At 72.0% G+C, this 26,126-nt stretch carries 29 protein-coding genes; 19 read left to right on the top strand and 10 right to left on the bottom strand.

Annotated features, from left to right (window positions below):
• Positions 1-117: 117 nt before the first annotated feature.
• On the bottom strand, positions 118-714 hold the full coding sequence (locus tag AB0F11_RS19140; protein WP_362174810.1) for a Uma2 family endonuclease: 597 nt from the start codon (positions 712-714) through the stop codon (positions 118-120).
• Between the two features lie 67 nt (positions 715-781).
• Here AB0F11_RS19140 and AB0F11_RS19145 point away from each other — a divergent pair, with 67 nt between their 5' ends.
• From AB0F11_RS19145 to AB0F11_RS19180, 8 genes are all read left to right on the top strand, one after another.
• On the top strand, positions 782-1,438 hold the full coding sequence (locus AB0F11_RS19145) for an HAD family hydrolase (protein ID WP_362174813.1): 657 nt from the start codon (positions 782-784) through the stop codon (positions 1,436-1,438).
• Between the two features lie 43 nt (positions 1,439-1,481).
• Positions 1,482-2,702, top strand: coding sequence for an MFS transporter (locus tag AB0F11_RS19150; RefSeq protein WP_362174816.1), 1,221 nt, complete (start codon positions 1,482-1,484; stop codon positions 2,700-2,702).
• On the top strand, positions 2,653-3,822 hold the full coding sequence (locus AB0F11_RS19155; protein WP_362174818.1) for an acetoin utilization protein AcuC: 1,170 nt from the start codon (positions 2,653-2,655) through the stop codon (positions 3,820-3,822). Before AB0F11_RS19150 ends, AB0F11_RS19155 begins: the two co-directional genes overlap by 50 nt.
• 139 nt (positions 3,823-3,961) lie before the next feature.
• Positions 3,962-4,792 (top strand): phosphatase, encoded by an 831-nt coding sequence (locus AB0F11_RS19160; protein ID WP_362174821.1) that lies wholly within the window; start codon positions 3,962-3,964, stop codon positions 4,790-4,792.
• 114 nt (positions 4,793-4,906) lie between these two features.
• Positions 4,907-5,116: a helix-turn-helix domain-containing protein gene (locus AB0F11_RS19165; protein WP_008738568.1), complete on the top strand. Its 210-nt coding sequence runs from the start codon at positions 4,907-4,909 to the stop codon at positions 5,114-5,116.
• 161 nt (positions 5,117-5,277) lie between these two features.
• Positions 5,278-5,376, top strand: coding sequence for an AURKAIP1/COX24 domain-containing protein (locus AB0F11_RS19170; RefSeq protein WP_003948845.1), 99 nt, complete (start codon positions 5,278-5,280; stop codon positions 5,374-5,376).
• 101 nt (positions 5,377-5,477) lie between these two features.
• Positions 5,478-6,542 carry an NAD-dependent epimerase/dehydratase family protein gene (locus AB0F11_RS19175; protein WP_362174824.1) on the top strand — a complete coding sequence of 355 codons (1,065 nt, stop codon included), beginning with the start codon at positions 5,478-5,480 and terminating at the stop codon, positions 6,540-6,542.
• Positions 6,542-7,576 carry a lysophospholipid acyltransferase family protein gene (locus AB0F11_RS19180; protein WP_362174827.1) on the top strand — a complete coding sequence of 345 codons (1,035 nt, stop codon included), beginning with the start codon at positions 6,542-6,544 and terminating at the stop codon, positions 7,574-7,576. The genes AB0F11_RS19175 and AB0F11_RS19180 overlap by 1 nt, the downstream gene beginning before the upstream one ends.
• Before the next feature lie 67 nt (positions 7,577-7,643).
• Here AB0F11_RS19180 and AB0F11_RS19185 read toward each other — a convergent pair whose 3' ends face one another.
• The 3 genes from AB0F11_RS19185 to AB0F11_RS19195 form a co-directional block, all read right to left on the bottom strand.
• On the bottom strand, positions 7,644-8,849 hold the full coding sequence (locus tag AB0F11_RS19185) for a DUF5667 domain-containing protein (protein ID WP_362174830.1): 1,206 nt from the start codon (positions 8,847-8,849) through the stop codon (positions 7,644-7,646).
• A gap of 336 nt (positions 8,850-9,185) precedes the next feature.
• Positions 9,186-9,983 carry an ECF subfamily RNA polymerase sigma factor, BldN family gene (locus AB0F11_RS19190; RefSeq protein ID WP_361919053.1) on the bottom strand — a complete coding sequence of 266 codons (798 nt, stop codon included), beginning with the start codon at positions 9,981-9,983 and terminating at the stop codon, positions 9,186-9,188.
• 395 nt (positions 9,984-10,378) lie between these two features.
• Positions 10,379-11,377 (bottom strand): HAD-IB family hydrolase, encoded by a 999-nt coding sequence (locus tag AB0F11_RS19195; protein WP_362174833.1) that lies wholly within the window; start codon positions 11,375-11,377, stop codon positions 10,379-10,381.
• A gap of 107 nt (positions 11,378-11,484) precedes the next feature.
• Here AB0F11_RS19195 and AB0F11_RS19200 point away from each other — a divergent pair, with 107 nt between their 5' ends.
• From AB0F11_RS19200 to AB0F11_RS19235, 8 genes are all read left to right on the top strand, one after another.
• Positions 11,485-11,763, top strand: a complete 279-nt coding sequence (locus AB0F11_RS19200; RefSeq protein WP_362174836.1) for a glutaredoxin family protein — start codon at positions 11,485-11,487, stop codon at positions 11,761-11,763.
• A gap of 272 nt (positions 11,764-12,035) precedes the next feature.
• Positions 12,036-12,884 carry a redox-sensing transcriptional repressor Rex gene (locus tag AB0F11_RS19205; RefSeq protein ID WP_362174839.1) on the top strand — a complete coding sequence of 283 codons (849 nt, stop codon included), beginning with the start codon at positions 12,036-12,038 and terminating at the stop codon, positions 12,882-12,884.
• The gene (locus AB0F11_RS19210; RefSeq protein WP_362174842.1) at positions 12,881-14,584 is read left to right on the top strand and encodes a glutamyl-tRNA reductase; all 1,704 of its coding nucleotides are present in this window, start codon (positions 12,881-12,883) and stop codon (positions 14,582-14,584) included. The genes AB0F11_RS19205 and AB0F11_RS19210 overlap by 4 nt, the downstream gene beginning before the upstream one ends.
• Positions 14,581-15,549 (top strand): hydroxymethylbilane synthase, encoded by a 969-nt coding sequence (hemC, locus tag AB0F11_RS19215; RefSeq protein ID WP_362174845.1) that lies wholly within the window; start codon positions 14,581-14,583, stop codon positions 15,547-15,549. The genes AB0F11_RS19210 and hemC overlap by 4 nt, the downstream gene beginning before the upstream one ends.
• Entirely contained in the window at positions 15,546-17,222 is a 1,677-nt protein-coding gene (locus AB0F11_RS19220; RefSeq protein WP_362174848.1) for a bifunctional uroporphyrinogen-III C-methyltransferase/uroporphyrinogen-III synthase, read from the top strand. The genes hemC and AB0F11_RS19220 overlap by 4 nt, the downstream gene beginning before the upstream one ends.
• Positions 17,223-17,583: 361 nt before the next feature.
• Positions 17,584-17,946: a hypothetical protein gene (locus AB0F11_RS19225; RefSeq protein ID WP_362174851.1), complete on the top strand. Its 363-nt coding sequence runs from the start codon at positions 17,584-17,586 to the stop codon at positions 17,944-17,946.
• Positions 17,947-18,039: 93 nt separating this feature from the next.
• Positions 18,040-19,041 (top strand): porphobilinogen synthase, encoded by a 1,002-nt coding sequence (gene hemB / locus AB0F11_RS19230; RefSeq protein ID WP_361909830.1) that lies wholly within the window; start codon positions 18,040-18,042, stop codon positions 19,039-19,041.
• Positions 19,042-19,121: 80 nt separating this feature from the next.
• Entirely contained in the window at positions 19,122-19,715 is a 594-nt protein-coding gene (locus tag AB0F11_RS19235) for a TetR/AcrR family transcriptional regulator (RefSeq protein WP_362174854.1), read from the top strand.
• A gap of 419 nt (positions 19,716-20,134) precedes the next feature.
• On the opposite strand, the gene AB0F11_RS19240 is transcribed toward AB0F11_RS19235, so the two are convergent.
• A complete protein-coding gene (locus tag AB0F11_RS19240) occupies positions 20,135-20,380 on the bottom strand; it encodes a DUF397 domain-containing protein (RefSeq protein ID WP_362174857.1) in 246 nt (81 codons plus the stop codon).
• On the bottom strand, positions 20,377-21,162 hold the full coding sequence (locus tag AB0F11_RS19245) for a helix-turn-helix transcriptional regulator (RefSeq protein WP_362174860.1): 786 nt from the start codon (positions 21,160-21,162) through the stop codon (positions 20,377-20,379). The genes AB0F11_RS19240 and AB0F11_RS19245 overlap by 4 nt, the downstream gene beginning before the upstream one ends.
• 241 nt (positions 21,163-21,403) lie before the next feature.
• Between AB0F11_RS19245 and AB0F11_RS19250 the strand changes: the two genes are divergently transcribed.
• A complete protein-coding gene (locus tag AB0F11_RS19250) occupies positions 21,404-21,712 on the top strand; it encodes an ATP-binding protein (RefSeq protein ID WP_362174863.1) in 309 nt (102 codons plus the stop codon).
• Here AB0F11_RS19250 and AB0F11_RS19255 read toward each other — a convergent pair.
• Together AB0F11_RS19255 and AB0F11_RS19260 are read right to left on the bottom strand one after the other, a co-directional pair.
• Positions 21,629-22,168, bottom strand: a complete 540-nt coding sequence (locus AB0F11_RS19255; protein ID WP_362174865.1) for a DUF1772 domain-containing protein — start codon at positions 22,166-22,168, stop codon at positions 21,629-21,631. The genes AB0F11_RS19250 and AB0F11_RS19255 overlap by 84 nt on opposite strands.
• Positions 22,169-22,173: 5 nt before the next feature.
• Positions 22,174-22,833 (bottom strand): maleylpyruvate isomerase family mycothiol-dependent enzyme, encoded by a 660-nt coding sequence (locus tag AB0F11_RS19260; protein ID WP_362174868.1) that lies wholly within the window; start codon positions 22,831-22,833, stop codon positions 22,174-22,176.
• A gap of 71 nt (positions 22,834-22,904) precedes the next feature.
• On the opposite strand from AB0F11_RS19260, the gene AB0F11_RS19265 reads away from it, so the two are divergent.
• Both AB0F11_RS19265 and AB0F11_RS19270 read left to right on the top strand, forming a co-directional pair.
• Positions 22,905-23,861, top strand: coding sequence for a LysR family transcriptional regulator (locus AB0F11_RS19265; RefSeq protein ID WP_362174871.1), 957 nt, complete (start codon positions 22,905-22,907; stop codon positions 23,859-23,861).
• A gap of 273 nt (positions 23,862-24,134) precedes the next feature.
• Positions 24,135-24,434: a hypothetical protein gene (locus AB0F11_RS19270; protein WP_362174874.1), complete on the top strand. Its 300-nt coding sequence runs from the start codon at positions 24,135-24,137 to the stop codon at positions 24,432-24,434.
• 117 nt (positions 24,435-24,551) lie between these two features.
• Here AB0F11_RS19270 and AB0F11_RS19275 read toward each other — a convergent pair whose 3' ends face one another.
• Both AB0F11_RS19275 and AB0F11_RS19280 read right to left on the bottom strand, forming a co-directional pair.
• Positions 24,552-25,172: a GNAT family N-acetyltransferase gene (locus AB0F11_RS19275; RefSeq protein WP_362174877.1), complete on the bottom strand. Its 621-nt coding sequence runs from the start codon at positions 25,170-25,172 to the stop codon at positions 24,552-24,554.
• Between the two features lie 201 nt (positions 25,173-25,373).
• The gene (locus AB0F11_RS19280; RefSeq protein WP_362174880.1) at positions 25,374-25,754 is read right to left on the bottom strand and encodes a DUF6221 family protein; all 381 of its coding nucleotides are present in this window, start codon (positions 25,752-25,754) and stop codon (positions 25,374-25,376) included.
• Positions 25,755-26,126: the final 372 nt, after the last annotated feature.

Genomic DNA, 26,126 nt, shown 5'->3' on the forward strand with positions numbered 1-26,126 from the left:
TGCAGGGGGGACCCTGTGGGAGAGTAGGACGCCGCCGAACAATCATTGTGGGAAAGCCCCGCACCAGCTCTGGTGCGGGGCTTTTCTGCGTTTACGGCTCAACCGGCCCACCCGGCCCTACCAGTCGGCGGGGTAGCTCTTCAGGCTGTCGGTTTCGAGGGACCAGCGGCCGGCGGGGACGGTGTCACCGAAGGCGTAGGGCACCTCCTTGCGGTAGCGCACGCCGTCGGGCCCCTGCGAAGGATCGCTGTGCACCGTGACGGTCTTCTTGTCCCTGCGCGGGTCCACCACGACGTACACCGGGATTCCCATCCGTGGGTAGTCGTGCAGCTTGTCGCGGATGTCGGTGAGGGAGTTCGTGCGGGAGACGACCTCCACCACCATCAGGACATCGCGGGAGTTGACGACCTTGGCGGTGTCGTCGACGTCGTCCTCCGCGATGACCATGAGGTCGGGGACCTTCGTCAGGCCGGTCTCAGGGTCACCCATGTTCGTGTCATTGAGGGCGATCACCTCAGGGGTCTGCCCCTCGATCTGGCGCCGCAGGCGCACCACGTTGAGGCCGTGGGGGGCCGTCGGGCTCATCATCGTGAGGAAGATCTGACCGTCGGTGGTCTGCACCTTCCACTGGTCTTCCTGATGCTCGGCCAGCTCCGCGAGCTGTTCAGCGAAATCGTGCAGTCGGCGCATTTGCTCGGGGGTGAGGTCGGCCATGGTGTCCTCCTGGTAGGTGCGCTGACCAGCGTATCCAGAGGGTCTGGCGGAGGCTTAGGTTTGCGACATGGGATACGAGCTGGTCATCTTCGACAACGACGGCGTCCTCGTGGACAGTGAGCCGATATCCAACGCCATCCTGGCCGAGTACCTGACCGAGCTGGGGCACCCCACCACCTACGAGGAGTCCGTGCGGGACTACATGGGGGCCGCGCTGCACCGGGTGCACGACACCGTGTTGGAGCGGAGTGGGCGGCGGTTGCCCGCCGGCTTCGACCGGGCCTTCCAGGCACGGGTGTTCGCCGCCTTCGAGCGGGAGCTGCAGCCGGTCAGTGGGGCCCGGGAGGTGTTGGAGGGGCTGCAGGGCCGGGGTGTGCCGTACTGCGTGGCCTCGTCCGGGAGTCATGAGCGGATCCGTGTCGGGCATCGGGTGGCCGGCCTGGACGCCTTCTTCGGCGACACCACCATCTTCAGTGCCGAGGACGTCCAGAAGGGGAAGCCTGCCCCGGATCTGTTTCACCACGCGGGCCGGGTGATGGCGGCTCCGCCCGAGCGGTGTGTCGTCATCGAGGACAGCGGCCTCGGGGTGCAGGCCGCGCTCGCCGCCGGGATGACCGTGCTCGGGTACACCGGGATGACGCCGGCCGAGCGGCTGGCCGGGGCCACGGCGCTGTTCGACGACATGAAGGAACTTCCCGGGCTGCTCGCCGAATTGGGTCTGTGATCCATCTACCCACCGGTAGAGCCCGGGCCTACGCTGTGCCGCCATGACAGACGATCTGCGGCTGCGGCGCGGGCGGGGCGCCCTGGGGTTCAGCTTCTTCGTGCAGGGCGTGACCTTCGCGCTCCTCGTGACGCGGATCCCCGCCATCCAGGACCGGTACGGGATATCCGACGGGCTGCTGCCCGCCTTCCTCGCGGCCGTGCCGGTCCTGGCGGGGGCGGCCAGTGTCGCCACCGAGCACCTCGTCAAGCGGGTCTCGCCCGCGGTCGTCCTGCGGTGGGCGCAGCCGGTGGTGCTGCTCGCGCTGCTCGGCGTGGGCGCCGGGAGCCGGATGTGGCACGTGGCGGTGGCCCTGGGGGTGTTCGGGCTGGCCGTGGGGGCGCTGGACGCGTCCATGAACATGCTCGGCGTGAGCCTGCAGCGGGCGTACGGGCGGTCCATCATGCTGGGCTTCCACGCCGCGTACAGCCTCGGTGGGATCGTCGGGGCCTCCGCGGCCTGGGCCGGGGCCCACTGGCACCTGGACCTGTTCGTCTCCTATCTGCCCGCCGTGGTCCTCTTGCTGCCGTTGGCTTTCGTAGGGAGCCGGTTCTACGTCTCCTCGCAGGGGGAGGAGGGGGCCTCCGGCGACACCCCCGGGCTCGGCGCCGGCGGGTTCCGGATGTTGTTGCCGCTGTGCCTGGTGATGGCGTGTGCGTACATCGGGGACTCGACCGTCTCCAACTGGAGCGCCAAGTACCTCCAGGACGTCCTCGGCAGTTCCGAGCAGCTGGCGACCGTCCCCTACAACGTGTACATGGTGACGACCCTGGTCGGTCGGGCCGTGGGCGACCTCGGCGTGCGGCGCTTCGGGGCCGTGGCCGTCGTACGGGCCGGGACGGTCGTCGCGGCCGGCGGGTTCGGGGTCGTCGCCGCCGCGCCGGGGGCATGGGCGGGCATGGCCGGGTTCACCCTGCTCGGGCTCGGGCTGTGCGTGATCGTGCCGCAGACCTTCGCGGCCGCGGGCCGACTGTTCCCCGGATCCTCCGACACGGCCGTCGCCCGGCTCAACATCTTCAACTACGTCGGCTTCCTGGTCGGTTCGCCGCTCGTCGGCGCGCTCGGCGACGCCTGGAGCTACCGCGGGGCCATGCTCGTGCCGATGGCGCTGGTCCTGGTGACCTTGCTGCACGCCCGTTCGTTCGGGCCAGACGGGGCCCGCTACCGTGTGCGGCATGAGCCGCCGCGCGTTGTTGATGTGGGACGAGGCAGTAACGGGCTATGACTTCGGACCGAGTCACCCCATGGACCCGGTGCGCCTGGCGCTCACCATGGGCCTGGTGCGGGCCCTCGGGCTGGACCGGGAGGTCGAGCTGCGGGCGGCCCCGCCGGCCGGGGACTCCACGCTGCGGCTCGTCCACCGGGAGGACTACGTGGCCGCGGTCCGCGAGGTGTCCGCGGACCCCGGGACCGCCGACGGCTCGTACGGGCTCGGGACCATGGACGATCCGGCGTTCCACGGCATGCACGAGGCGTCCGCGCTGATCGCCGGGCAGTCGGTGGCGGCCGCCGAGGCGATCTGGCGCGGCGAGGCGGAGCACGCGGTGAACTTCGCGGGCGGCCTGCACCACGCGATGCCGGGCGGGGCCTCCGGGTTCTGCGTGTACAACGACGCCGCGCTCGCGGTGGCCCGGCTGCTGGAGCTGGGCGCCGAGCGGGTCGCGTACGTGGACGTGGACGTGCACCACGGCGACGGGGTGCAGGCGGCGTTCTGGGACGACCCGCGGGTGCTGACGGTCTCCCTGCACGAGCACCCCAGCACCCTGTTCCCGCAGACCGGCTGGCCGCAGGAGACCGGCGGCCCGTCCGCCGAGGGCTCGGCGGTGAACCTGGCGCTGCCCGCCGGGACCGGCGACGCGGGCTGGCTGCGCGCGTTCCACGCGACGGTGCCCGAACTGCTGGAGGAGTTCCGGCCGCAGGTCCTGGTGACCCAGCACGGGGCCGACACGCATTTCGAGGACCCGCTCGCGCACCTGGCGGTGTCGCTGGACGCGCAGCGGGCCGTACAGGAGTCCTGCCACCGCCTCGCCCACGAGTACGCGGACGGCAGGTGGCTGGCGCTGGGCGGCGGCGGGTACGCGGTCGTGGACGTGGTCCCGCGGTCCTGGAGCCACCTGGTCGGCATCGCCGCGCACCGGCCCGTCGACCCGGAGTCCGCGGTGCCGGCGTCGTGGCGGGACGAGGTGTACGCGCGGACGCGGCAGTTGGCGCCGGCCCGGATGACGGACGGCCGGGAGGTCTCCTGGCGGGAGTGGGAGGCGGGCTACGACCCGGCCGACCGGATCGACCAGGCCGTGCTCGCGACGCGGCGGGCGGTGTTCCCGCTGCGCGGCATGCTCACCTAGGCGGTACCCCGATACCCCGATACCCCGGTACGCCGGCCCGGAGCGGCCTTGCGGGCGCGGTGCAGCATCGTTACGCCAACGGTGGGGCCGTTCCCCGTAATCCGTGATCCGGCAGCAGCGGTGCGGCAGCATCGGGTGCGTGTTGAGCACCGGCGCGCTGCGTGCGCATCTGCTGGCCGCCCGCCTCGCCGGGCCGATCGCGACGACCCGGGAGGAGAGCCTGCGCAGCTACCGGCTGTTCGCGGCGCGCGACCCGCGGGTGCTGCTGGGGCTCGACCCGGAAAGGGACTGGGACGAGGGCGCCCTGCTGGGGCTGATGGCGGACAAGTGCGGTGTCTCGGCGGACCCGGCGCAGGTCAGTGGCCCGGACGTGATCGATCCGGAGCGGACGGTGGCCGCCCTGGAGGCGTTCGCGCAGCGGCTGCGGGCGGCGGCCGGGGCGCGCTCGCCCGTGTTGTTCGGCACGGGGCATCCCCACCGTCTCCTGCAGTTCTACGCCAGTTTGGCCCGGGCGCTGTCGGCGGCCGGCTGTGTTGTCCTCACCCCCGCGCAGGGGGCAAGAGTCGACATGGCGACCCGGTTCGGGGTACGCACGCACTGCCTCGATTACGTACGGGGGGTCGCGCTGGTGCGGGAACCCGGCGCGCGGCTCCCCGGGAGTGCCACCGGCGCGCACACCCATTCACCGCTGCCGGTTCGCATCGCGCTCGGGGCGCTCGCGGACGCCGGAGGCCCGTTGCCGGAATTGGTGGTGGGCGACCACGGTTGGGTCTGCGGCGCAGGTCAGCTCGGTGTGGAGGCGATCGGCCTCGCGGATACGGACGACCCTGCGCTGTTCGTCGGAGAGGCCGAAGGGAGAATCGCGGTCGCCGTTCCGCTTGATGATGCGGTGTCCGAGGACTACTACCGACCGCTCACGCGGTATGTACTCGACAGGGCGAGCCTGCCGGGCGCGCAGGAGTGGCCGTAGCTCCTCTTCCCCACTCGTATCACACGCCCCTACTCTGGGCAGTGAGCGTGCGACGACGAGGAGTAACCGGAGGGGAAGCCGGTGCCCGTCATGCACGGAAGGTCAAGGTGTGTCATGGCTGCTGGCGAGAGGCCTCTCAGTGAGGTTCAGTTCCTGACCGTGGCGGAGGTTGCCTCGGTGATGCGAGTGTCGAAGATGACCGTGTACCGCCTGGTGCACAACGGTCATCTGCCCGCAATCCGGGTGGGCCGGTCCTTCCGGGTCCCCGAGAACGCGGTACACGAGTACCTCCGAGAGTCGTATGTGGGGGTGGAGTCGGCCTGAGACTGAAGCCCGCGACACCTTTGGGTCACGTTCGATCCACTCGGATTACAAGCTCAGAGCTCGGGCGGGTAGGCTAGGCCGACGTAGGTCGTGTGGGCCCAGACGCCCCGCACCGATCCCCGCTGGCGCGGGGATGTTCCGAGAAGTGAGCGAGGGTAGTCGTGGGCTCTGTTATCAAGAAGCGGCGCAAGCGGATGGCTAAGAAGAAGCACCGCAAGCTGCTCAAGCGCACCCGCGTCCAGCGTCGTAACAAGAAGTAAACGGCAGCTGTACGTGTTCTCCGCAGCCCCTCCACCATCTTGGTGGAGGGGCTGCGGTGTAGCCGGACCAGGCGGGGGACGACGAGGAAGGCGCTGAGCTCGTGGGGAAGGTCGTGCTCGTGACCGGGGCAGCCCGGCAGCTGGGGGGCCGCTTCGTGCGGCGGGTGCAGCGGGACCCCGACGTCGAACGGGTGATTGCGGTGGACGCGGTGGAGCCCACGCGCCCCCTCGGCTCCGCCGAGTTCGTCCGTACGGACATCAGACAGGTCTCCATCGCCCGCGTGCTCGCCGAGCACGCCGTGGACACCGTCGTCCATCTCGCCGTCACCGGCGGCAGCGCCGGGACGGGAGGCATGGGCAGCGCGGTCAAGGAGACCAACGTCATCGGGACGATGCAGCTCCTCGGCGCCTGCCAGAAGTCGCCCACGGTGCAGCGTCTGGTGGTGAAGTCCAGCACCAGCGTCTACGGGGGCGCCCCGCGGGATCCGGCCGTCTTCTCGGAGACCACCCAGCCGAAGTCCCTGCCGCCGGGCGGCTTCGCCAAGGACGCCGCCGAGGTCGAGTCGTACGTACGGGGCTTCGCCCGCAGGCGGCCCGACGTGGCCGTGTGCGTGCTGCGCTTCGCCAACATCCTGGGCCCGTACGCGGACTCCGCGCTCGCCGAGTACTTCTCGATGCCCGTCCTGCCGACGGTGATCGGCTTCGACCCGCGGCTGCAGTTCGTCCACGAGGAGGACGTGCTGGACGTGCTGCGGCTGGCCGCGCAGGAGCCGCGCCGCGGCACCCTCAACAGCGGCACCTTCAACATCGCCGGGGACGGCGTGCTGCTGCTCTCGCAGTGCGCGCGCCGCCTGGGCCGGCCGACGGTGCCGCTGGTCCTGCCCGCGGTGACGTGGGTGGGGGCGGCGCTGCGGGCCGTGGGCGTCACCGAGTTCTCACCCGAGCAGATCAGACTTCTCACGCACGGGCGGGTCGTGGAGACCACGCAGATGCGGGAAGTGCTGGGATTCAAGCCCGTGTACACCACGGCGGAGACCTTCGCCGATTTCGCGCGCGGCCGGGGCGGCGGGCTGCTGCCGCCGGAGCGGGCGGCGCGGGCCGTGGACCGGGTCGCGGGCATGTTGAACGTCGGGGTTGCCGGAGCCGAAGAGGGAGCGCAGCGATAGTGGCGGACGCCAAGGTCATTCCGTTCGACGAGGACCGGCCGCGCCGGCGGGGCACCGGGGTGCGCAGGGTCCGGGCCGTGCCCGCACCCGCACCGGCCCCGGACGTCCTCGAGTCGACCCCCGGGGCGGACCCGGAAGCGGCCGGGGACGGCGCGGCGGGCGAGGCGCCCGCCCGGGCCGCGGGCGGTGACAGGCCGGTCTGGGACCGGCGGATCGCGGGCGGGCTGGCGTTCCTGCGGCGCCGTATCACCGGGGACTACGAGGTCGACGAGTTCGGGTACGACAAGGAGCTCACCGACCAGGTCCTGATGTCCTTGATGCGACCGCTGTTCGACAAGTACTTCCGGGTCGAGGTCAAGGGCATCGAGAACATCCCGGCCGAGGGCGGGGCGCTGATCGTGGCGAACCACTCCGGGACGCTGCCGCTGGACGGGCTGATGATGCAGGTGGCGGTGCACGACCACCACCCGGCGCAGCGGCACCTGCGGCTGCTGGCGGCGGATCTGGTGTTCATGCTGCCGGTGGTGAACGAGCTGGCCCGCAAGGCCGGCCACACCCTGGCCTGTTCGGAGGACGCGCAGCGGCTGCTGGAGGCGGGCGAGCTGGTCGGGGTCATGCCGGAGGGCTTCAAGGGGATAGGGAAGCCGTTCGGGGACCGGTACAAGCTCCAGCGGTTCGGGCGCGGCGGGTTCGTGTCGACGGCGCTGCGGGCGGGCACGCCGATCGTGCCGTGCTCGATCGTCGGCGCGGAGGAGATCTACCCGATGGTCGGCAACGCGAAGACGCTCGCGCGGCTGCTGGGCATCCCGTACTTCCCGCTGACGCCGACGTTCCCGTGGCTCGGGCCGCTGGGGGCCGTACCGCTGCCGACGAAGTGGACGATCCAGTTCGGGGAGCCGATCGCGACGGACGGGTATCCGCCGGAGGCCGCGGAGGACCCGATGCTGATGTTCAACCTCACGGACGAGGTCCGCGAGCAGATCCAGCACACCCTCTACAAGCTGCTGGTGCAGCGCAGATCAGTCTTCTTCTGAGCGGCTTGCGATGTGACGAGGTGCTCGGCCCCCGCGGGGACCGAGCACCTCGTCGTACGCCGTGCCCTTACTCGGCGTCCTCCGCCTTGAGGCCCAGCCCCGGGAGGAGGCCCGGGAGCAGGGGCGGCAGGGTGATCTCCGGCTGCGGCAGGGCCGGGGAGGACGACGGCGCCTGGCTGCTCTGGCCCGCGGGCGGGTGCAGGAGGTCGCCGGTGCCGCCGAGGAGGCCGCCCGGGGCCTGCGAGGGCTGGGCGCCGGATGCGGGCGGTGCCGCCGGAGCCGGGCTGCCCGCGGGCGCGGGTGCGCCCTGGCCCGGTGCGGACTGCTGCGTCGCGGCGGGTGCGCTCGGCTTGGCCGGCGTGCCCGATCCGCGGCTCTGCTCCGGGGCCTTGGGGAGCAGGGCCTGCAGGGGCGCCACGTCATCGTCTATGGCCTGGAACACCGACTCCACCTGTCCGCCCACGTCGGTGAGCTGGGCGGGAAGTTTCTGCCGGAGTTGTCCCCACGCGTCGCGGTGCGAGCGGGAGAACGTGGACAGCGTCTGGATCGGGCCGAGCGAGCCGTCCCTCTCGTACGCCGCCTGCAGCAGCCGGTGGCCTTCGGCGGCGTCGTGCCGCATACCGTCCAGGGCCCGGCGGATCGCGGTCAGCGATTCGTGGTCCAGGTGGCCGGTGCGGCCGCGCTCCATCAGCCGGCGCGCCTCGAACAGGCGGTTGGACGCCTGGTCGAGGTAGAGCTCGCCCCGGTCGGCGTCCTCGTCGGCCATGCCGAGCTTGAGGTCCTCCATGCCCCGCTTGACGGGGTAGAGGGTGTCACCGGGCAGGGCGTCCGTGCTGGCAGCGGCCACCCCGCTGAAGGCCCCCGCGGCCACACCCACGGTGAGGCCGCCTGCTGCGATGCCCTTGGACCAGCGGGAGCGGGGCCGCAATTTCCGGAGCGGGGTCGCCCGGTGGGCGCCGCGGCCGGCCCGCTGCTCGGGCACCGGAGGGTCCGAGGCGGCACCGCCTCCGGCCCTCTCCTCCATCACCAGGGCCTCCATGGCGGCCACGAGCTGGGCTCGTTGCACCACTTTGACCTCGGGGTCCAGCGCCGGGCGCGGCAGCTCGCCGAGCACGCTCGCCAGGGCCAACAACCGTTCGTGGTCGGCAGGTTCGGCAGGTGCCTCGGACTGCTCGGCCGCCGGGTCCGGTTCGGAAAGGTCGGATGGGTTCCGATCCTCCAGGGCCTGGGCGAAGGCGTTCGCCCGCCGGTGCGGAGTCACGTTCGCGATCACTGGCGGCACCTCCTCTCGTCATGACGATCGACTCCCCAAGGTGTCCGGAAGGTTGCCCTCCTTGAGCACATCCACCCTTTCGAGTGAGCGGCTTCGGGCAGGGCGTGTCCACAGGGAGCCTGCATTCCGCACAACGAGCGGCGCGGCAGTTGGGTTACGGACGAAGGATGATCGGACCACAGCGTCATCGAGGGGTCACCGGTTGTGTGGATGGTGAGCGGTCGGGAGGGGTGGGGGGAGAGGAGCACCGGGGAGGCGGGAGGAAGGCGGGGCGGGCAGGGGCGGAGGGGCCTGAGGAGTCGGAGGAGTCGGTAGGAGTCGGGAAGTCGGGCGGGGTCAGCGGGCGTCTTCCGGCAGGAGGCGGGCCAGCGTGCGGACCGCCCGGTACTGGAGGGTCTTGATGGCGCCCTCGTTCTTCCCCATCACCCGGGCCGTCTCGGCGACCGACAGTCCCTGAAGGAAGCGCAGGGTCACGCACTCCTGCTGCTGGGGGTTGAGCTTGCGTACGGCTTCCAGCAGGGCCGCGTTGGAGAGCGACTCCAGGACCGAGTCCTCGGGGGACCGTTCCACCTCGTTGGCGTCCAGCATCTCGCCCGTGGTCACCTCCAGGCGGAAGCGGCTGGACTTGAAGTGGTCGGCGACCAGGTTGCGGGCGATCGTCACGAGCCAGGCGCCGAAGTCGCGGCCCTGCCAGGTGAAGGTGGAGATGCGGCGCAGGGCGCGCAGGAAGGTCTCGCTGGTGAGGTCCTCCGCGGTCGCCTTGCCGCCGACGCGGTAGTAGATGTACCGGTAGACCGTGTCGCTGTACTGGTCGTAGAGCCGGCCGAAGGCCTCGGCCTCGCCGGCCTGGGCCCGCTCGACCAGGTCCATCATGCGGGCCTGGTCGCTGTCCGCGGTGGGGCGGCGCGCGGCCGGTGCGCTCGTGCCGGTGGCGGCTGCGCCGCCCGCGCGGGCGCGTCTGCCCACCGTCGCTCCGCCGTCGGTCAGGGCATAGCAAGGACCGGCCGGGCCGAGGCCGGCAGCGGCGAAGGCGGGGACGGCGTACGCGGTGGGGACGAAGCCGCGCAGGTGGTCGAGGACCGTTGCGCGCAGCGTAGCCAGGCCCGAGGCGTCAACCCCGACAGGTGGGTACACGGGACTCCCAGAGGCAGAGCTTCCATCACGTGCAGTGCGAGACCGTTCACCCGTCGTGGCGACAGATGGGCGGCGGCATGCGTCTGAGGAGAATAACGCTTCGTACAGGCGGCACTACACCCAGTTGCTCAAATCATCGATTCCGACACTTCTGTTGCGTCTCGAAGGCATATTCGGTCGCAATTGGTGATCGCTTACTGATCGGTTGGATACGCGGAATGGGCGCTTCCACGATGGCTCGCGACCGAGTCGGGCAGGCGTGCGTGCCCTCCCGCACCCGCGGGTAAGGCTGAGGGAATGTGCGCCCGGCGGCGGGCCGGGAGCGGCGCGCAGTGCGCGGAAGGGCCCCGGCCTGCTCCGATGCAGGCGGGGGCCCGACGGCCTTGCGGCGGTGGCTACTTGCGGCGGCGGTGCAGGGCGATGGCGGCGGCCGCGCCGCCCGCGATCGCGCCGACTCCGGCGGCCGCCGGAACGCCCACCTTCACGGCCTTGCGCCCGGTCCGATAGTCGCGCAGCCGCCAGTCGTGCGCCCGGGCATGCTTGCGCAGTTTTGTGTCGGGATTGATCGCGTACGGATGCCCCACCAGTGACAGCATCGGAATGTCGTTGTGCGAATCGGAGTACGCCGCACAGCGCTCCAGGTCGAGGTTCTCGGCCGCGGCCAGCGCGCGCACCGCCTCCGCCTTCGCGGGGCCGTGCAGCGGCTCGCCGACGAGGCGGCCGGTGTAGATGCCGTCGACGGACTCGGCGACCGTGCCCAGCGCCCCGGTCAGGCCGAGCCGGCGGGCGATGATCGTGGCCGTCTCCACGGGTGCGGCCGTGACGAGCCAGACCTTCTGGCCGGCGTCGAGGTGGGCCTGGGCCAGGGCGCGGGTGCCCGGCCAGATCCGCTCGGCCATGTACTCGTCGTAGATCTCCTCGCCGATGGCCATCAGCTCGCTGACCTTGTGGCCCTTGACGATGGACAGGGCGCTGTCGCGGGCGTCCTGCATGTGCTCGGGGTCCTCGACCCCGGCGAGCCGGAACCAGGCCTGCTGCCAGGCGAAGCGGGCGAGCTCGCGGCGGCGGAAGAACTCCCGCTTGTACAGGCCGCGGCCGAAGTGGAAGATCGCCGCGCCCTGCATGACGGTGTTGTCGAGGTCGAAGAAGGCGGCCGCGAGGTCGTCGCCGGCGACCGGGAACTCCGGCTCGGCGGGGGCGGAGGGCTCGACGGGCTCGGCGAGTTCCGCGGCGGCGGCCGGTGCGGCTGGCGCGGTCGGCGCATGCAGGGGTGCCGCCTCCGCTTCGAGGCCCTGCGCGGTCTTGCGGGCGGCCTCGGCCGAGGCCTCGCCTGCCAGCACGCTCCGCGCGGTCGCGGAGCGCCTACGGGGGGTGAGCCATCCCAGAGCGGCCATGACGCGAGCATAGCCACTGTGTTCGGGAGTTCCCGAACCGAAGGGATGCCGGGGGCGTGAACTCTTCGGTGCCGGGGTGTTACGGGGCGGCGCGCGAGAATGGGGGCATGAGCCCATTGCTGCGTCGTAAGGAAAAGAAGCTGCCCGGCGAGCGGATGGTCACGCTGGTCGGCAAGCCCGGGTGCCACCTGTGCGAGGACGCCGAGGCGGTGGTGGAGAAGGTCTGCGCCGAGGTCGGGGCGCAGTGGGAGAAGAAGGACATCACCCAGGACGAGGAGCTCCACCGGCGCCACTGGGAGCAGATCCCGGTGGTGCTGATCGACGGCGAGCAGCACACCTTCTGGAGGGTGAACCCGGACCGGCTGCGGCGCGCGTTGGAGGGCTGACCGCCGACCGGTTAGCATCATGGGCGTTTTGTGGGGTCTCGGGGGCGTATTGATGAGGAGTGTGTACCGTTTTGCGCCCCGCGGGATTTGAACGGGTTCGGCGTGTTGTGCGTTCCCGCCCCACGCGCCCGGGGTGCGTGACCCCCATCACTTTGCGCGGACAAAGCGGACACAATCTTTGTGCACGCGTTCACAAAGACATAGCCTGCTGTCGACGGGGCGGTCCAGGGACAAGTGGCCGCCCACAGCCCCGCTCATCCCGCAGGAGCATCGTGGCAACTGGCCGAACTCACCGACCGGCGACCCGCAGCCGAGGTATCCCCGAGGCCACCGTCGCCAGGCTTCCGCTGTACCTGCGCGCCCTGACCGCGCTCTCCGAGCGCTCGGTCCCCACGGTGTCCTCCGAAGAGCTCGCGGCGGCCGCCGGAGTCAACTCCGCCAAGCTCCGCAAGGACTTCTCCTACCTGGGCTCCTACGGCACCCGCGGCGTCGGCTACGACGTCGAGTACCTCGTCTACCAGATCTCCCGCGAGCTCGGCCTGACCCAGGACTGGCCCGTCGTCATCGTCGGCATCGGCAACCTCGGCGCGGCCCTCGCCAACTACGGCGGCTTCGCCTCCCGCGGCTTCCGCGTCGCGGCCCTCATCGACGCCGACCCGGCCATGGCCGGCAAGCCCGTCGCCGGCATGCCCGTCCAGCACACCGACGACCTCGAGAAGATCATCGAGGAGAACGGCGTCTCCATCGGCGTCATCGCCACCCCGGCCGGCGCCGCCCAGCAGGTCAGCGAGCGGCTGATCGCCGCGGGCGTCACCTCCATCCTGAACTTCGCGCCGACCGTGCTGTCCGTCCCGGACGGCGTCGACGTGCGCAAGGTCGACCTGTCGATCGAGCTGCAGATCCTGGCCTTCCACGAGCAGCGCAAGGCCGGCGAGGACACGGCGGCGCCCGCCGGTTCCGGCGAGACCGCCCCCGCCGAGGGCTCCTCGCCCGGTGCCGCCTCCGGCTCCGGTGCGGGCGCGGGCGCCGGTGCGGCTCCGGCCGCCGCCGTGCTGCCCCCGGCCGCCGGCCCCCGCAAGAACGGCCCCGAGGGCGACGTCCCGGCGGTGATGCCGGCATGAGCCTGCTCGTCGTAGGCCTGAGCCACCGCAGCGCGCCGGTGAGCGTGCTGGAGCGCGCCTCCCTGTCCGCGGACGCCAAGGTCAAGCTGCTGCACGACACCCTCGCCGCCGAGCCGGCGACGGAGGCGGCGGTGCTCGCCACGTGCAACCGCATCGAGCTGTACGCGGACGTGGACAAGTTCCACGCCGGTGTCGCCGAACTCTCCACGCTGCTGGCCCAGCACAGCGGAGTGGCTCTGGAGGAGCTCACTCCCTATCTGTACGTGCACTACGAGGACCGCGCCGTCCACCACCTCTTCTCGGTGGCCTGCGGCCTGGACTCGATGGTCGTCGGCGAGGGCCAGATCCTCGGCCAGATCAAGGACACCCTGGCCCTGGGCCAGGAGCTCCACACCGCCGGCCGGCTGCTCAACGACCTGTTCCAGCAGGCGCTTCGCGTCGGCAAGCGGGCGCACTCCGAGACCGGCATCGACCGGGCCGGGCAGTCGCTCGTCACCTTCGGCCTGGAGCAGCTGACCGCCGGGCGCGAGCCGGTGGAGTCCTGGGCCGCGGGCAAGCGGGCGCTGGTGATCGGAGCCGGCTCCATGTCCTCGCTGGCCGCCGCCACCCTGGCGCGCGTCGGCGTCGCCGAGGTCGTCGTGGCGAACCGGACCGCCGAGCGCGCGGACCGTTTGGTCGAGATTCTGGTTGCCTCAGGCACAGGGGTGGCCGCCCGCGCCGTGCCCATGGCCGGTGTCGCCGACGAGCTGACACGAGTCGACGTCGTCGTCTCCTGTACGGGCGCCACCGGACTGGTGCTGACCGGTGACGAGATCGCCGCGGCCGTGGACGGCGCGGTCGCCGAGGAATCGGCCGCCGCGGCCGCAGCATCCGACGCCGCTGCCGCCGGGCCCGCGCTCGACGGGCTCGACCCCGAGGTCGTCGCACGGCTCGCCGCGGTGGCCGCCGCCGGCGGGCGCCTCGCCGACCTGGGCGGCGCCCGCACCATCAGCGCCACCGTCGCCGCCGGTGACGGCTGCCCCGTGGACGTTCCGGCCCCCGCGACCACCGCCGCCGGCCGCGCCGCGCTCACCGGGGTCGACGCCACCTCCCTGGAACTGCACGGCACCTGGGCCGACCAGGGCGAGGCCGCCGCCCACCGCCAGCCCCGCAAGGACACCGCCGCCGGCACCCGCGGCCGGGCCGACGGCGCGCCCGTACGCCTGGCCCTGCTGGACCTGGCCATGCCGCGCGACATCGACGCCGCCGCGCACCGGATCCCCGGCGTGCGCCTCGTCGACATCGAGTCCCTCGCGGAGGCCTCCGCCGACGCGCCGATGGCCGCCGACGTGGACGCCGTACGCGGGATAGTCGCCGACGAGGTGGCCGCCTTCGGTGCCGCCCAGCGCGCCGCCCACATCACGCCGACCGTCGTCGCCCTGCGCGCGATGGCCGCCGAGGTCGTCGCCATGGAGGTCGCCCGCCTCGACGGCCGCCTGCCCGAACTCGACCAGCGGCAGCGCGCCGAGGTCACCCAGACCGTACGGCGCGTGGTGGACAAGCTGCTCCACGCGCCCACCGTGCGCGTCAAGCAGCTCGCCAGCGAGCCCGGCGGCGCCGGCTATGCCGAAGCGCTGCGCGAACTCTTCGACCTCGACCCGCAGACGGTGGCCTCCGTCAGCCGGGCCGACCAGGATCACGACTCAGGACGGGCCTCATGAATTCACGTTCCGACCAGCCCCTCCGGCTCGGCACGCGGCGCAGCAAGCTGGCGATGTCCCAGTCCGGGCACGTCGCCGACGCGGTCCGCGCCGTCACCGGCCGGCCCGTCGAGCTCGTGGAGATCACCACTTACGGCGACGTCTCCCGCGAGAACCTCGCACAGATCGGCGGCACCGGTGTGTTCGTCACCGCCCTGCGCGAGGCGCTGCTGCGCGGCGAGGTCGACTTCGCCGTGCACTCGCTGAAGGACCTGCCGACCGCGCAGCCCGAAGAGCTCGTGATCGCGGCCATGCCGCTGCGCGAGGACCCGCGCGACGCGCTCGTCGCCCGCGACGGCCTGACCTTCGAGCAGCTGCCCGACGGCGCCCGCATCGGCACCGGTTCGCCGCGCCGCACGGCGCAGCTGCACCACTACGCGCGCGCCCTCGGCAAGCGCATCGAGACCGTCGCCATCCGGGGGAACGTCGACACCCGGATCGGCTACGTGCGCGACGGTGAACTCGACGCCGTCGTGCTCGCCGCCGCCGGACTGAACCGGATCGGCCGCAGCGACGAGGTCACCGACTACCTGTCGGTCGACAACGTGCTGCCCGCTCCCGGTCAGGGCGCCCTGGCCGTCGAGTGCCTCGCCTCCGACGAAGACCTCGTCGCGGCGCTCGGGCAGCTCGACGACCCGCACACCCGGGCCGCCGTGACCGCCGAGCGCTCCCTGCTCGCCGCCCTGGAGGCAGGCTGCAGTGCGCCCGTGGGCGCGCTGGCCGATCTCCTGGCCGACGGCCAGATTGTCAATGAAATGCGCCTGCGCGGCGTCGTCGGAACCCTCGACGGCGCGACGCTCGTGCAGCTGTCCACCACCGGTCCCGTGCCCCAGTCGTACGACGAGGCCATGGCGCTCGGCCGCGAACTCGCGGACGAGATGCTGGCCAAGGGCGCGGCCGGTCTGATGGGGGAGCGATCGCTTTGAACCCCTCACGTCCGACCACCACCTCCGCTCTTCCGGTCGCCGCCACCGGGCACGGGCACGTCACCTTCCTCGGTGCCGGGCCCGGTGACCCGGGTCTGCTGACGCTGCGGGCCGTCGAGGCGCTCGCCGCCGCGGACGTACTGATCGCGGAGCCCGAGGTGCTCGAGGTCGTACGCACGCACACGCGTGCGGGAGTGGACACGCCGCAGCTGACGATCGCTGACGAGGTGTCAGCGGCCGCCGGTGTTCCGGTGATCCGGGATGCGAGCAATCTTGTCATGGAGGCCGCGCGGTCCGGCAGGCGGGTCGTGCGTGCCGTCACCGGCGACCCCGGGCTCGACGGGAACGCCGCGTCCGAGATGCTCGACTGCGCGAACGAGGGCATCCCCTTCGAGGTGGTGCCGGGTGTCGCGACCGCCGTCGGCGTGCCCGCGTACGCGGGTGTGCCGCTGCGCGGCGAGCAGGGCGCGGACGTCCGCTTCGTCGACGCGCGGACCGCTTCGGCGCGGTGCTGGAGCGAGGTCGGTGCGAGCACGGGCGTCGTGGTCGTCTCCGCGACGCTGGAGACCGTGCCGGGCGCGTGCGCGGAGCTGGTCGCCGCCGGGCGCGCCGCCGACACGCCGCTGACCGTGACGGTCGCCGGTACGACGACGCGGCAGCGGACGTGGAACGCCACGCTCGGCACCATCGCCCAGGTCTTCAAGCAGGGCAAGGTCCTGCCCTCGCCCGAGGGCGCCCGCCCCGTGATAGCCGTGGTCGGCGAGCAGGGGGCTGCGGCCGGACGGCGCGAGGAGCTGGCCTGGTTCGAGTCGAAGCCGCTGTTCGGGTGGCGGGTGCTCGTGCCGCGCACCAAGGAGCAGGCCGCCTCGCTCTCCGACCAGCTGCGTTCGTACGGCGCGGTCCCGCACGAGGTGCCGACCATCGCCGTGGAGCCGCCGCGTACGCCGCAGCAGATGGAGCGCGCGGTCAAGGGCCTGGTGACGGGCCGGTACGAGTGGATCGCCTTCACCTCGGTGAACGCGGTCAAGGCGGTCCGCGAGAAGTTCGAGGAGTACGGGCTCGACGCCCGGGCCTTCGCGGGCATCAAGGTGGCCGCGGTGGGCGAGCAGACCGCGGCGGCGCTGGTGGAGTTCGGCGTGAAGCCGGATCTCGTCCCGAGCGGTGAGCAGTCCGCGGCCGGGCTGCTGGAGGACTGGCCGCCGTACGACCCGGTCTTCGACCCGATCGACCGCGTCTTCCTGCCGCGGGCCGACATCGCGACCGAGACGCTGGTCGCGGGCCTGATAGAGCTGGGCTGGGAGGTCGACGACGTCACGGCCTACCGGACCGTACGGGCGTCGCCGCCGCCGGCGGACACGCGCGAGGCGATCAAGGGCGGCGGCTTCGACGCGGTGCTCTTCACGTCGAGCTCGACGGTCCGAAACCTCGTCGGCATCGCGGGCAAGCCGCACAACGTGACGGTGATCGCGTGCATCGGCCCGGCCACGGCGAAGACGGCGGAGGAACACGGCCTCCGCGTGGACGTCCTCTCGCCGGAGCCGAGCGTGAGCAAGCTGGCCGAGGCCCTGGCCGAGTACGGTGCGGCCCGCCGCGAGGCCGCGAAGGAGGCCGGCGAGTCGGTCTCCCGCCCGAGCGAACGCCGCCCGGGCGCCCGCCGCCGCCGCACCACGTAGTCCCGGGGCGCCCGGCGAAGGTGGGGCTCCCCCGGGGAAACCCGGCTCCGCCGGGCACCGGGCTCCGCCCGGACCCGCGCCTCAAGCGCCGGCGGGGCTGGTTTTGCCGGACCCCGGCTTCGAAGGCCCGCCTCTCGCTTTCGCCGCGGGGGGTGGGCATTTTCAGCCCCGCCGGCGTTTGAGGCGCGGGGTTTGGGGCGGCGCCCCAAGGAACTTTTGCCGGACCTCGGCTTCGAAGGCCCGCGGGGTTGGGAATGCCGGACCTCGGCTTCGGAGGGCTGGGTCGTGCGGGGCGTGCCCAGGCGGGAGTTGAGTACCTGGGCGGATGCCCGCGCGCCCACCGCCGCGGTTCAGTGGACCCATGACCGAGAACGCCGCCCCGGGTACGCCGGACAGCCACGACGAGTGGGCCTTCGTGGCGCCGCTGCTCTCCACCCTGCTGACCGTGCCGATGGGCCTCCTGGCGTTCTTCTACGCGGGGATGTCGCCGATGGGCTGCGACTCCTGTGACGAGCAGGAGGCCAGCGCCTTCGACGCGAGCTTCGAGATCGCCTGGCCGCTGTTCCTGGGCGGCCTCGTACTCGCCTTCGTCCTGCTCGCGGCCTGCTGGGTCCTGCCGTGGCGGCGGGGCAACGCCGTCCGCCGTGCCCTGCTCGCCCTTGCCGCTCCGGGGACGGTTGTGCTGAGCACGCTCTTCTTCTCGGCTCTGCTCGACCTGCCGTAGGCCGGCCGTCGGGCCGTGCCCGCCCCCGGTCGGCGCCCGGCCAGGGCCTAGGCTTGGGGGGACTGCTGTCGAAGCTCGAAGAGGCGACCAAAGATGAGCGCGTACGGATCCTTCCCCGGCTCGCGGCCCCGCCGCCTGCGTACCACCCCGGCCATGCGCCGCATGGTCGCGGAGACCCGGCTGCACCCCTCGGACCTGATCCTCCCGGCGTTCGTCCGGGAGGGGATCACCGAGCCGCTGGCGATCTCCGCCATGCCGGGCGTGGTCCAGCACACCCGGGACACGCTCCGCAAGGCCGCCGTCGAGGCCGTCGAGGCGGGCGTGGCGGGGATCATGCTGTTCGGTGTCCCGGCCGACGAGAACAAGGACGCGCTGGGTACGGCGGGCACCGAGCCCGACGGGATCCTCCAGGTCGCCATCCGCGACGTGAAGGCGGAGGTCGGCGACGACCTCGTCATCATGTCCGACCTGTGTCTGGACGAGTACACCGACCACGGCCACTGCGGCGTGCTTGATGCCCAGGGGCGGGTCGACAACGACGCCACCCTCGAGCGGTACGCCGAGATGGCTCAGGTGCAGGCCGATGCGGGGGTACACGTCGTCGGCCCCAGCGGCATGATGGACGGCCAGGTCGGCGTCATCCGCGACGCCCTCGACGAGACCGGGCACGAGGACGTGTCCATCCTCGCCTACACGGCGAAGTATTCGTCCGCGTTCTACGGCCCGTTCCGCGAGGCCGTCGCCTCCAGCCTCCAGGGCGACCGCAAGACGTACCAGCAGGACCCGGCGAACGCCCGCGAGTCGCTGCGCGAGCTCGCGCTCGACCTGGAGGAGGGCGCCGACATGGTGATGGTCAAGCCGGCCGGCCCCTACCTGGACATCCTCTACCGCGTCGCGCAGGCCGTGGACGTGCCGGTGGCGGCGTACCAGATCTCCGGCGAATACGCGATGATCGAGGCGGCCGCCGAGAAGGGCTGGGTGGAGCGGGACCGGGCCATCCTGGAGACCCTGACCGGCATCAAGCGGGCCGGCGCGGACACCATCCTCACGTACTGGGCGACCGAGGTCGCCGGCTGGCTCAACCGGGCCCGGTAGCAGTCCCGTTGGCCGGATCCGGCAGGGTCCGGGAGGGTCTGGCAGGGTTCGCCGCTTTCATGCTGCTCTAGGCTGACCGCATGGCGAAGCAGCAGCGTGGCGAGGCCACCGTGGAACTCCTTCTGGCCGCCGCCTTGCGCGTGTACGCCGAATCCGGCCAACAGGGCTTCACCGTCAATGCGGTTACGGCTTCCAGCGGCGTCAGCCTCGGGAGTCTGTACCACCACTTCGGCAGTTTCGACGGGCTCGCCGCCGCCCTGTACACGCGCTGTATGGGGCGGCTGTTCGCCGACCTGACGGCCGCCGTCACTCGGGCCCGCACCGCCCGTACCGGGGTGAAGGCGCTGGTGGGCGCCTACTTGAAGTTCACCCGGGAGCAGCGGGACGCCGCCCTCTTCCTGCACGCCTCGGCGTACTCCGGCTACCTCGCCGTCCACGCCGAGGAGATCCGCGCGGCGCGCGAGGAGCAACTCGCCGGGATACTCGGGTGGATGGGCTCGCGGATGGCGAAGGGGGAGATCGTCCCGCTGCCCGGGCCGCTGGTCGAGGTCATGGTCATGGGGCCGGTCGCGGAGGCGGCCCGGCGCTGGCTGTCCAGTACGTACGAGCTGGACCTGGACGAGGCGGCGCGGCTTCTGCCCGATGTGATCTGGCGCTCCCTCAGGCCCGAATGATTTTCTAGAAATTCGTTTCAGTTCTGCCCCTTGCGCGCCACAATGGCGGGAGCACATGGGGAAGCCTCCGCCTCCCCCGGGGGAGGGGGCGGAGGCTTCCTGTGTTGCGGCGCTGCCCATGGCTTCGCCGGACGGTGGCGTTGTGCGGCTCGTTCCCGGTGTCCCCGAGGCCGCGGTCGGTGCCGGCGCGGGCGGGGGTGTCGTCGGGCTTGGCTGCGGGGGCTCGGGCTCACCATGCGCCGCCGCCCCTCTGTCTGGCCCTGCTCATCCCTCTCCTTCCGGCGCCGACTGCGCTGCCTGCGCTGTTACGCGAGAGGACTGTGGCACCGGGGCGGGGGCGGCCCGGGGGCGCCGGGGCCGGACATGGGGAAGGGCCGCCCCCGGGTGGGGTGGCGGCCCTGGTCAGGCGGGGTCTGCGCTCAGACGCCGACCCAGCCGGTCAGCCGCGCCCAGCTCGCGGGCGCGAGGGTGAGGGTGGGGCCGTCGGGGACCTTGGAGTCCCGGACGTGGATCTTGTCGGCGTACGGGCAGGCTGCCACCTCTACGCAGTCGCCGCCTTCACTGCCGCTGTGCGACGACTTCCGCCAGGTGATGGCCACTTCCAGGCACTGGCCGCCCTCGCTGCCGCTGTAGCTGGACTTGAACCAATTCAGTGCGGTGCTCATAGCTCTCCTAGCAACCGGTCCAACAGGTCCTTCGTCTCGACGAAGTTGAGGGCCTGTGACCGCAGCATCGCATACTTCTGCGAGAGGATGCTGACCTCGTTCGGGTCACGTACGAGGATGCTGCCGCGCTGGGTCTCCGAGTACGCGAGGAGCTGATGCTCGGGTGTTTCCAGCAAGGTGAACGGGCCATCGAGGCCTGCGTGCGCGGTGATGCCCAGTGGCAGTACCTGGATGGAGATGGCCGGGCGGTCGGCGCAGGCCCGCAGGTGCCGAAGCTGCTCCCGGTACACCTCGTCCCCGCCGATCCGGTCGCGAAGGGCCCCCTCGCAGATCACGAAGCTGAGGGTGGGCGGGATCGGGCGGCGCAGGATCTCCTGGCGCTTCATGCGTCGGGCGGTCTGAAGCTCGATCTTCTCCTCACCGATGAACGGCACACGGCAGCTGAGCACTGCGCGGGCGTACTCCTCCGTCTGAAGCAGTCCGGGTACGGCCAAGGTGTCGAACCAGGAGAGGGCCAGCGCCTCGGCCTCCCGCTCCATGTACTCCTCGGCCCAGGCCGGGATCATGTCGACCTCCGGCAGCCGGTTGGCGGCGACGGTGAGGAGCCCCGGCAGGCCCAGGATCCGGTCCAGGCGCTCGGCGACATCGGGCATCAGGACCCGCCTGCCCTGCTCGATCGAGGCCAGCGTCTCGATGTCCACGATCGCCTTTTCGGCGAGTGCGCGCTGTGTCAGTCCTTTGGCGGTGCGGCCGGTGGCGACTTGGTCACCGACCATCTTCATTGCTGTCGCGTTGGGCCGAGGCCGCTTCCTTGGTGGCATGAATCCGAACTCCCCACCTGAGCACGAGAGATAGCCGTACCAACCCGTACTCAGCGGAGAGTACGAGTGGGTCGACTCCCTCACGTTAATCACGCACCGCGACGATCGTCCCGTGAACGTCGATATTCAACCCGCCCTGCTGCGGGAGCGTTTGTATCCCCGGACTGTCCAAACAGTGGCGGCAGCCAGGGAGTTCACGGCAGTGACACTGCACGCGTGGGGTGTCACATCACGCCTCGACGACATGTCGCTCTGCGTGAGCGAGCTGGCCACCAATGCCCTCCTGCACGGCGTGCCGCCCGGCCGGGGATACCTCCTGCGGCTGCTCCGCTTCGACGGGGCGGTCCGCATCGAGGTGCACGACAGCGGGGGCGGCCGCCCCCGCATCGGGGACCGGGACGCGGACGCGGCCGGCGGGCGGGGTCTGCTACTGGTCGCGGCGGTCGCCGACCGCTGGGGCGTCGGGCTGCGCGTACCGGGAAAGGTGGTGTGGTGCGAGTTCGCCGGATGACCGCCCGAGGGCGAGCACGATGAGCAGCCCGAAGGCAAGGGCGGCGGTGGCGGTGCGGGCGTCGTTGAAGAGTTCCCAGCGGCGCAGGACCTCCTCGTAGCCGGGCGGCGGTGCGGTGGCGGCCCACTGCTTGATGCGGCCGTTGATCGGGACGTTCCCGAACCGCGTGATCAGGAACGAGGTCACCGCGAGCAGCCCCGCCGCCCCGGCCAGGCGGCGCGCCCGGCCGCGTACCGAGGCGGCCAGGGCGAGGGTGCTCAGGGCCGAGGCCGCCATCGTGGCTTGCATGGTGATGCCGTTCATCTTCATCAGCTCGGCGTGGAAGTCGAGCCGCATCTCGATCGGCACGGCGTTGAAGGTCGGGACCAGGTTGGCGGCGCCGTAGCCGAAGGCGCCGGCCAGCAGGCCCGTGGAGAAGAGGGCGAGGCCAAGGAGGGTGCGGGGGCGGGAGCGCACGGCCGTCACCCCCGCTCGGCGGTGAAGCGGCCGGCCGCGTCGCCGCGGAGGCGGCCGGGCGGCAGGCGGCGGCCGAAGGCGAGCAGGAGGAGGTCTTGGGCGGCTCCGTACACGGGCGCCGCCCCGGACCCGTACGACCAGTCCGTGTCCTCGGCGCACAGGCGCACGCCGGTGAGGTCGACGCCGAAGAACTTCAGGCCGCGCGGCTTGATGTCGTCGAGCAGGATGCGCAGCCGGTCCTCGGGGACGCGCCGGTCGAGCCCGAGGGCGGTGGTGACGTCCAGGCCGTGGACGACGTCGTGGCCGAGGGCGGCCGGGAGCCCGCCGACCGGCGGGGTCCACGGGTGGTGGGCGTTGTCGCGGAGGTAGGCGCTGAGCTGGGCGGTGGTGTGGGCGGCGGCGTCACGGCGGGCGACGCGGTCGGTCATGCGGTGGAGGCTGCCGCGGGCCTTGAGCAGTTCGCCCAGGGTGGCGGGGAGGGAGAGCCGGAAGCCCATCGACATGTGGGCGACGACCTCGCGGACGGTCCAGCCCGCGCACAGGCTGGGGGCGTTCCAGTCGTCGGCCGGGAGGGCGTCGAAGAGGTCGGCCAGCTCACGGCGTTCGGCGGCGATGGCCGCCGTGACGCCGGGCCGTTGGTCCCTGGAATCCGTCACGCTTTGCATGTGATCAAGCCTGCGGGTGGCTGATTCATATGGCCAATAGATGGTTCTGCTGCCACCTAGCATCGGTGGTTATGGAACTCCGGCAGCTGCGCTACTTCGTCACCGTCGTCGAGGAGGGCGGCTTCACGCGTGCGGCCGCGCGGCTGCATCTGGCCCAACCCGGTCTGAGCGCTCAGATACGGCAGTTGGAGAAGGAGTTGGGGCAGCCGCTGCTCGACCGTTCGCACCGGTCGGTGACCCTGACCGAGACGGGCCGGGCCGTCCTGCCCTACGCCCGGGCGGCGCTGGCCGCCGCGGACGCGGTGCGGGAGACGGCGGACGCGTACACGGGGCTGCTGCGCGGCCGGGTCTCGCTGGGGCTGGTCTCCGGGGCCACGGGGCACGCCTTCGACATCGCCTCCTTCCTGGCGGACTTCCACGATGCGCATCCGGCGCTGGAGATCGCCCTCACCGAGGATGCGTCGGAGCGGATGCAGGCCGCGCTGCTGGCCGGTGAGCTCGACATCGCGCTCCTCGGGCCGACCGAGGAGGAGCCGCCGCCCGGGCTGACCTTCGAGACGGTGATCGACGTACCGCTGGCTGTGGTTGCGGCGGCCGGGGACCCGCTCTTCGACCGGGCCGACCCCGGTGCGGGGGTCCCGCTGGCCGAGCTGCGCGACCGGGCGCTGATCTGCCTGCCGCGCGGCACGGGGGTGCGGGCGGCGCTGGAGCGGGCCTGCGGGCGGGTGGGATTCCGGCCGCGGGTCGCCTTCGAGGCGGCTGCGCCGCACGTGTTGGCGCAGCTGGCGGCCCGGGGGCTGGGGGTGGCGGTGCTGCCGGGCGGGGAGGGCGGAGGCGGGGGCGGAGCCGGCTCGGCCTTCGACGGGCCTCTGCGGGCCCTGCCCATCGTCCGGCCCGGCATCCGCGCCCGCATCGCCCTCGCCTGGCGCTCCACCGGCCCGGCGAGCCCGGCGGCGCGGGTCCTGCTGGACAGCCTGCGCGGGAGGCTGCGGGCGATGTCGGAGGGGGCCGGGGGGCCGGCGCATTGAGCCTTGGCCTTGGGGCATCGCGCTGACCTGTGTGTTTGTCGGAGCGCCATGGCAGGGTGTGGCCATGACAGAGCTGGTGGAGCACCGTCGGCGTGAGCCTGCCACGTACGACTTGACCGCGGCAGAGGCTGTCGGGACCACCCTGCCCGCCGATTACAGGCGCCTCTGCGAGCTGTATCCCGCGTTCGAGCTCGACGACTTCATGGGCGTCTTCCTCCCCGGGCCGGAGGAGGAGACCGACTGGGCCCGAAGGTCGCGTGAGGAGCGGGAGCGGTGGGCTCCTATGCCGACGGCGGACTGGTCCCGGCGGAGGTGGCGCCGGGGAGTCTGCTCTCCTGGGGAGAGTCCATGGAGGGGGACGACTTCCTGTGGAGTACCGGCGCAGGCGGCCCGGAGGAGTGGCTGGTCACCGTCTGCTCGCGCAACGGGCCCTGGTGGCACTACGAGGGCGGGATGGTGCAGTTCCTGGCTGAGCTCTGTGACGGCACGCTCGAACCCTGGGCCCTCCCGCCGGTCAGGCCCGAGGTCACCGCTTGGTGGGATGGGCGCGGTGTCCGTCACGACGTGTCGTGATGCGCCTGAGCGCGGGCGGTCGCTGCCGCCCGCGGCCCTGATCGTCACACCAGGGCGGCGGGCGGACTGCACCACTCGAAGCCGGTACTGAGCCCGACCCGGACGGGCCTGGGCGGCTCAGGCGGCGTCGGCCGGGCGGCGCGGCTCGCGCCACATGCCCCACAGCACCGGACCGCCGCCCGGGAGCTGCACCTCCTTGCGCACGGCGAATCCGAAGTGCTCGTAGAAGGGCAGGTTCTCCGGCTTGGAGGACTCCAGGTAGGCGGGCAGGCCCGCCGCATCGGCCTTGGCCAGGCCCGAGCGCAGCAGGGCCGCGCCGTGGCCCTGGCCCTGGGCGGCCGGGTCGGCGCCGATCAGAGCCAGGTACCAGTGCGGCTCCTGGGGCGTGTGCTGGGCGGCCTCCCCGACGGCGTCCCGGAACAGCAGGGCGCGGTCGCCGAGGATGTCCATCAGCTGCTGGATGGTCTCCGCGTCGGGCACGGCCTTGGCCTGCGCCTCCGGCGGCACCCAGAACGCGGCCGAGGCGTCGGTGCGTTCGCAGACGCCGTGGAGGCCGTACTGGCGGGTGAAGAGGGTGCTGAAGTAGCGGGTGAGGGTGGCCTCGCGCGAGGCGTCGTCAGGGAAGAACCAGCGCATCATCGGGTCGTCGTCGAAGGCGCGGGCCAGGGTGCCGCTGATGAGCGGTGCGTCGTCGAGCGTTGCCGTTTTTGGGGTATTTGCTATCGACATACGGATCATTCTGCATGTCGGGTTTCGGGGGTTGGGGGGTGGGGTGCGGCTGGCGAGCGGCGGCAACGGGGCGGCCAGATGGCGGGAGTTGAGGGCGCCTGGCCAGCGGCAGTCGGAGACCTGCTGCAGCCCGCCGCGCCGGACGTCCTGGAGCCGACGACGCAGTCGACCTCGGACGCGGCGACGCCGTCGCCTGCTCCTGGAGCTGCCTCAAACTTGCCTGGGGCAGTCAGGGTGATCGGTGTAGGGCGAGGCGAGGTCGAGCAGGTCGTCGCAGGGCCAGGTATCGCCGTCGAACTGACAGTCATCGCGGTTGTCCCACGGGAGTTCCGGATCGCGCACGGCTGGACTGAGCACATGGCGGGCCAGAACGCGTCGCTTGGCCTCCACCTCCCGCAGCACCCGAGCCGGGTCGTGCACCGCCACGTGGAGGGCGATCGCAGGGTGGAACCCGGAGAGCTCCACTTGGCAGAAGTCCACGGTCTGCCCGTGAGCGGTCCACTTCCCGCATCCGTCGCCATCGCAGCGTCGGGCCAGCGCGGCCTCCTCGTCCAACCGTGCGTTGAGGAAAGTCACCAGGTCTTCATTCATAGAGGCATCGTGGGCGATGCACCGGGGCGCGGTCGCCGGCTTTCCGGTGGTCGCATCCAGAACTAACGCAGGGGCCAGACGCCGGCCGCGTCGGGCTCGGCGGCTTGGGTCGGAGCACGCCAGCAGCGTAGGCAGCGGAGGAGGGCCAGGCGGGCCAGGCGGGCCGGCGCGAGGAGTCGGGGCGGGCGGGAGCGGGCTCCGGGTCGGGGGCGGTCTCGCCGCATCGATGTGCCCATGCTGTGCACGGTAGGCGGGGGGCGGGTGCGGGCTCACGGGGCGGCGGACTACTCCGTCAGGTGGGTGACGGTCCGCTGAAAAAACTTTTCGGCGGGCTGTCACACACGTGCGGGGCGGCGGGTCAACCCAGTGAAC

The organism is Streptomyces sp. NPDC032472, from assembly GCF_040636955.1.
Lineage (GTDB): Bacteria > Actinomycetota > Actinomycetes > Streptomycetales > Streptomycetaceae > Streptomyces.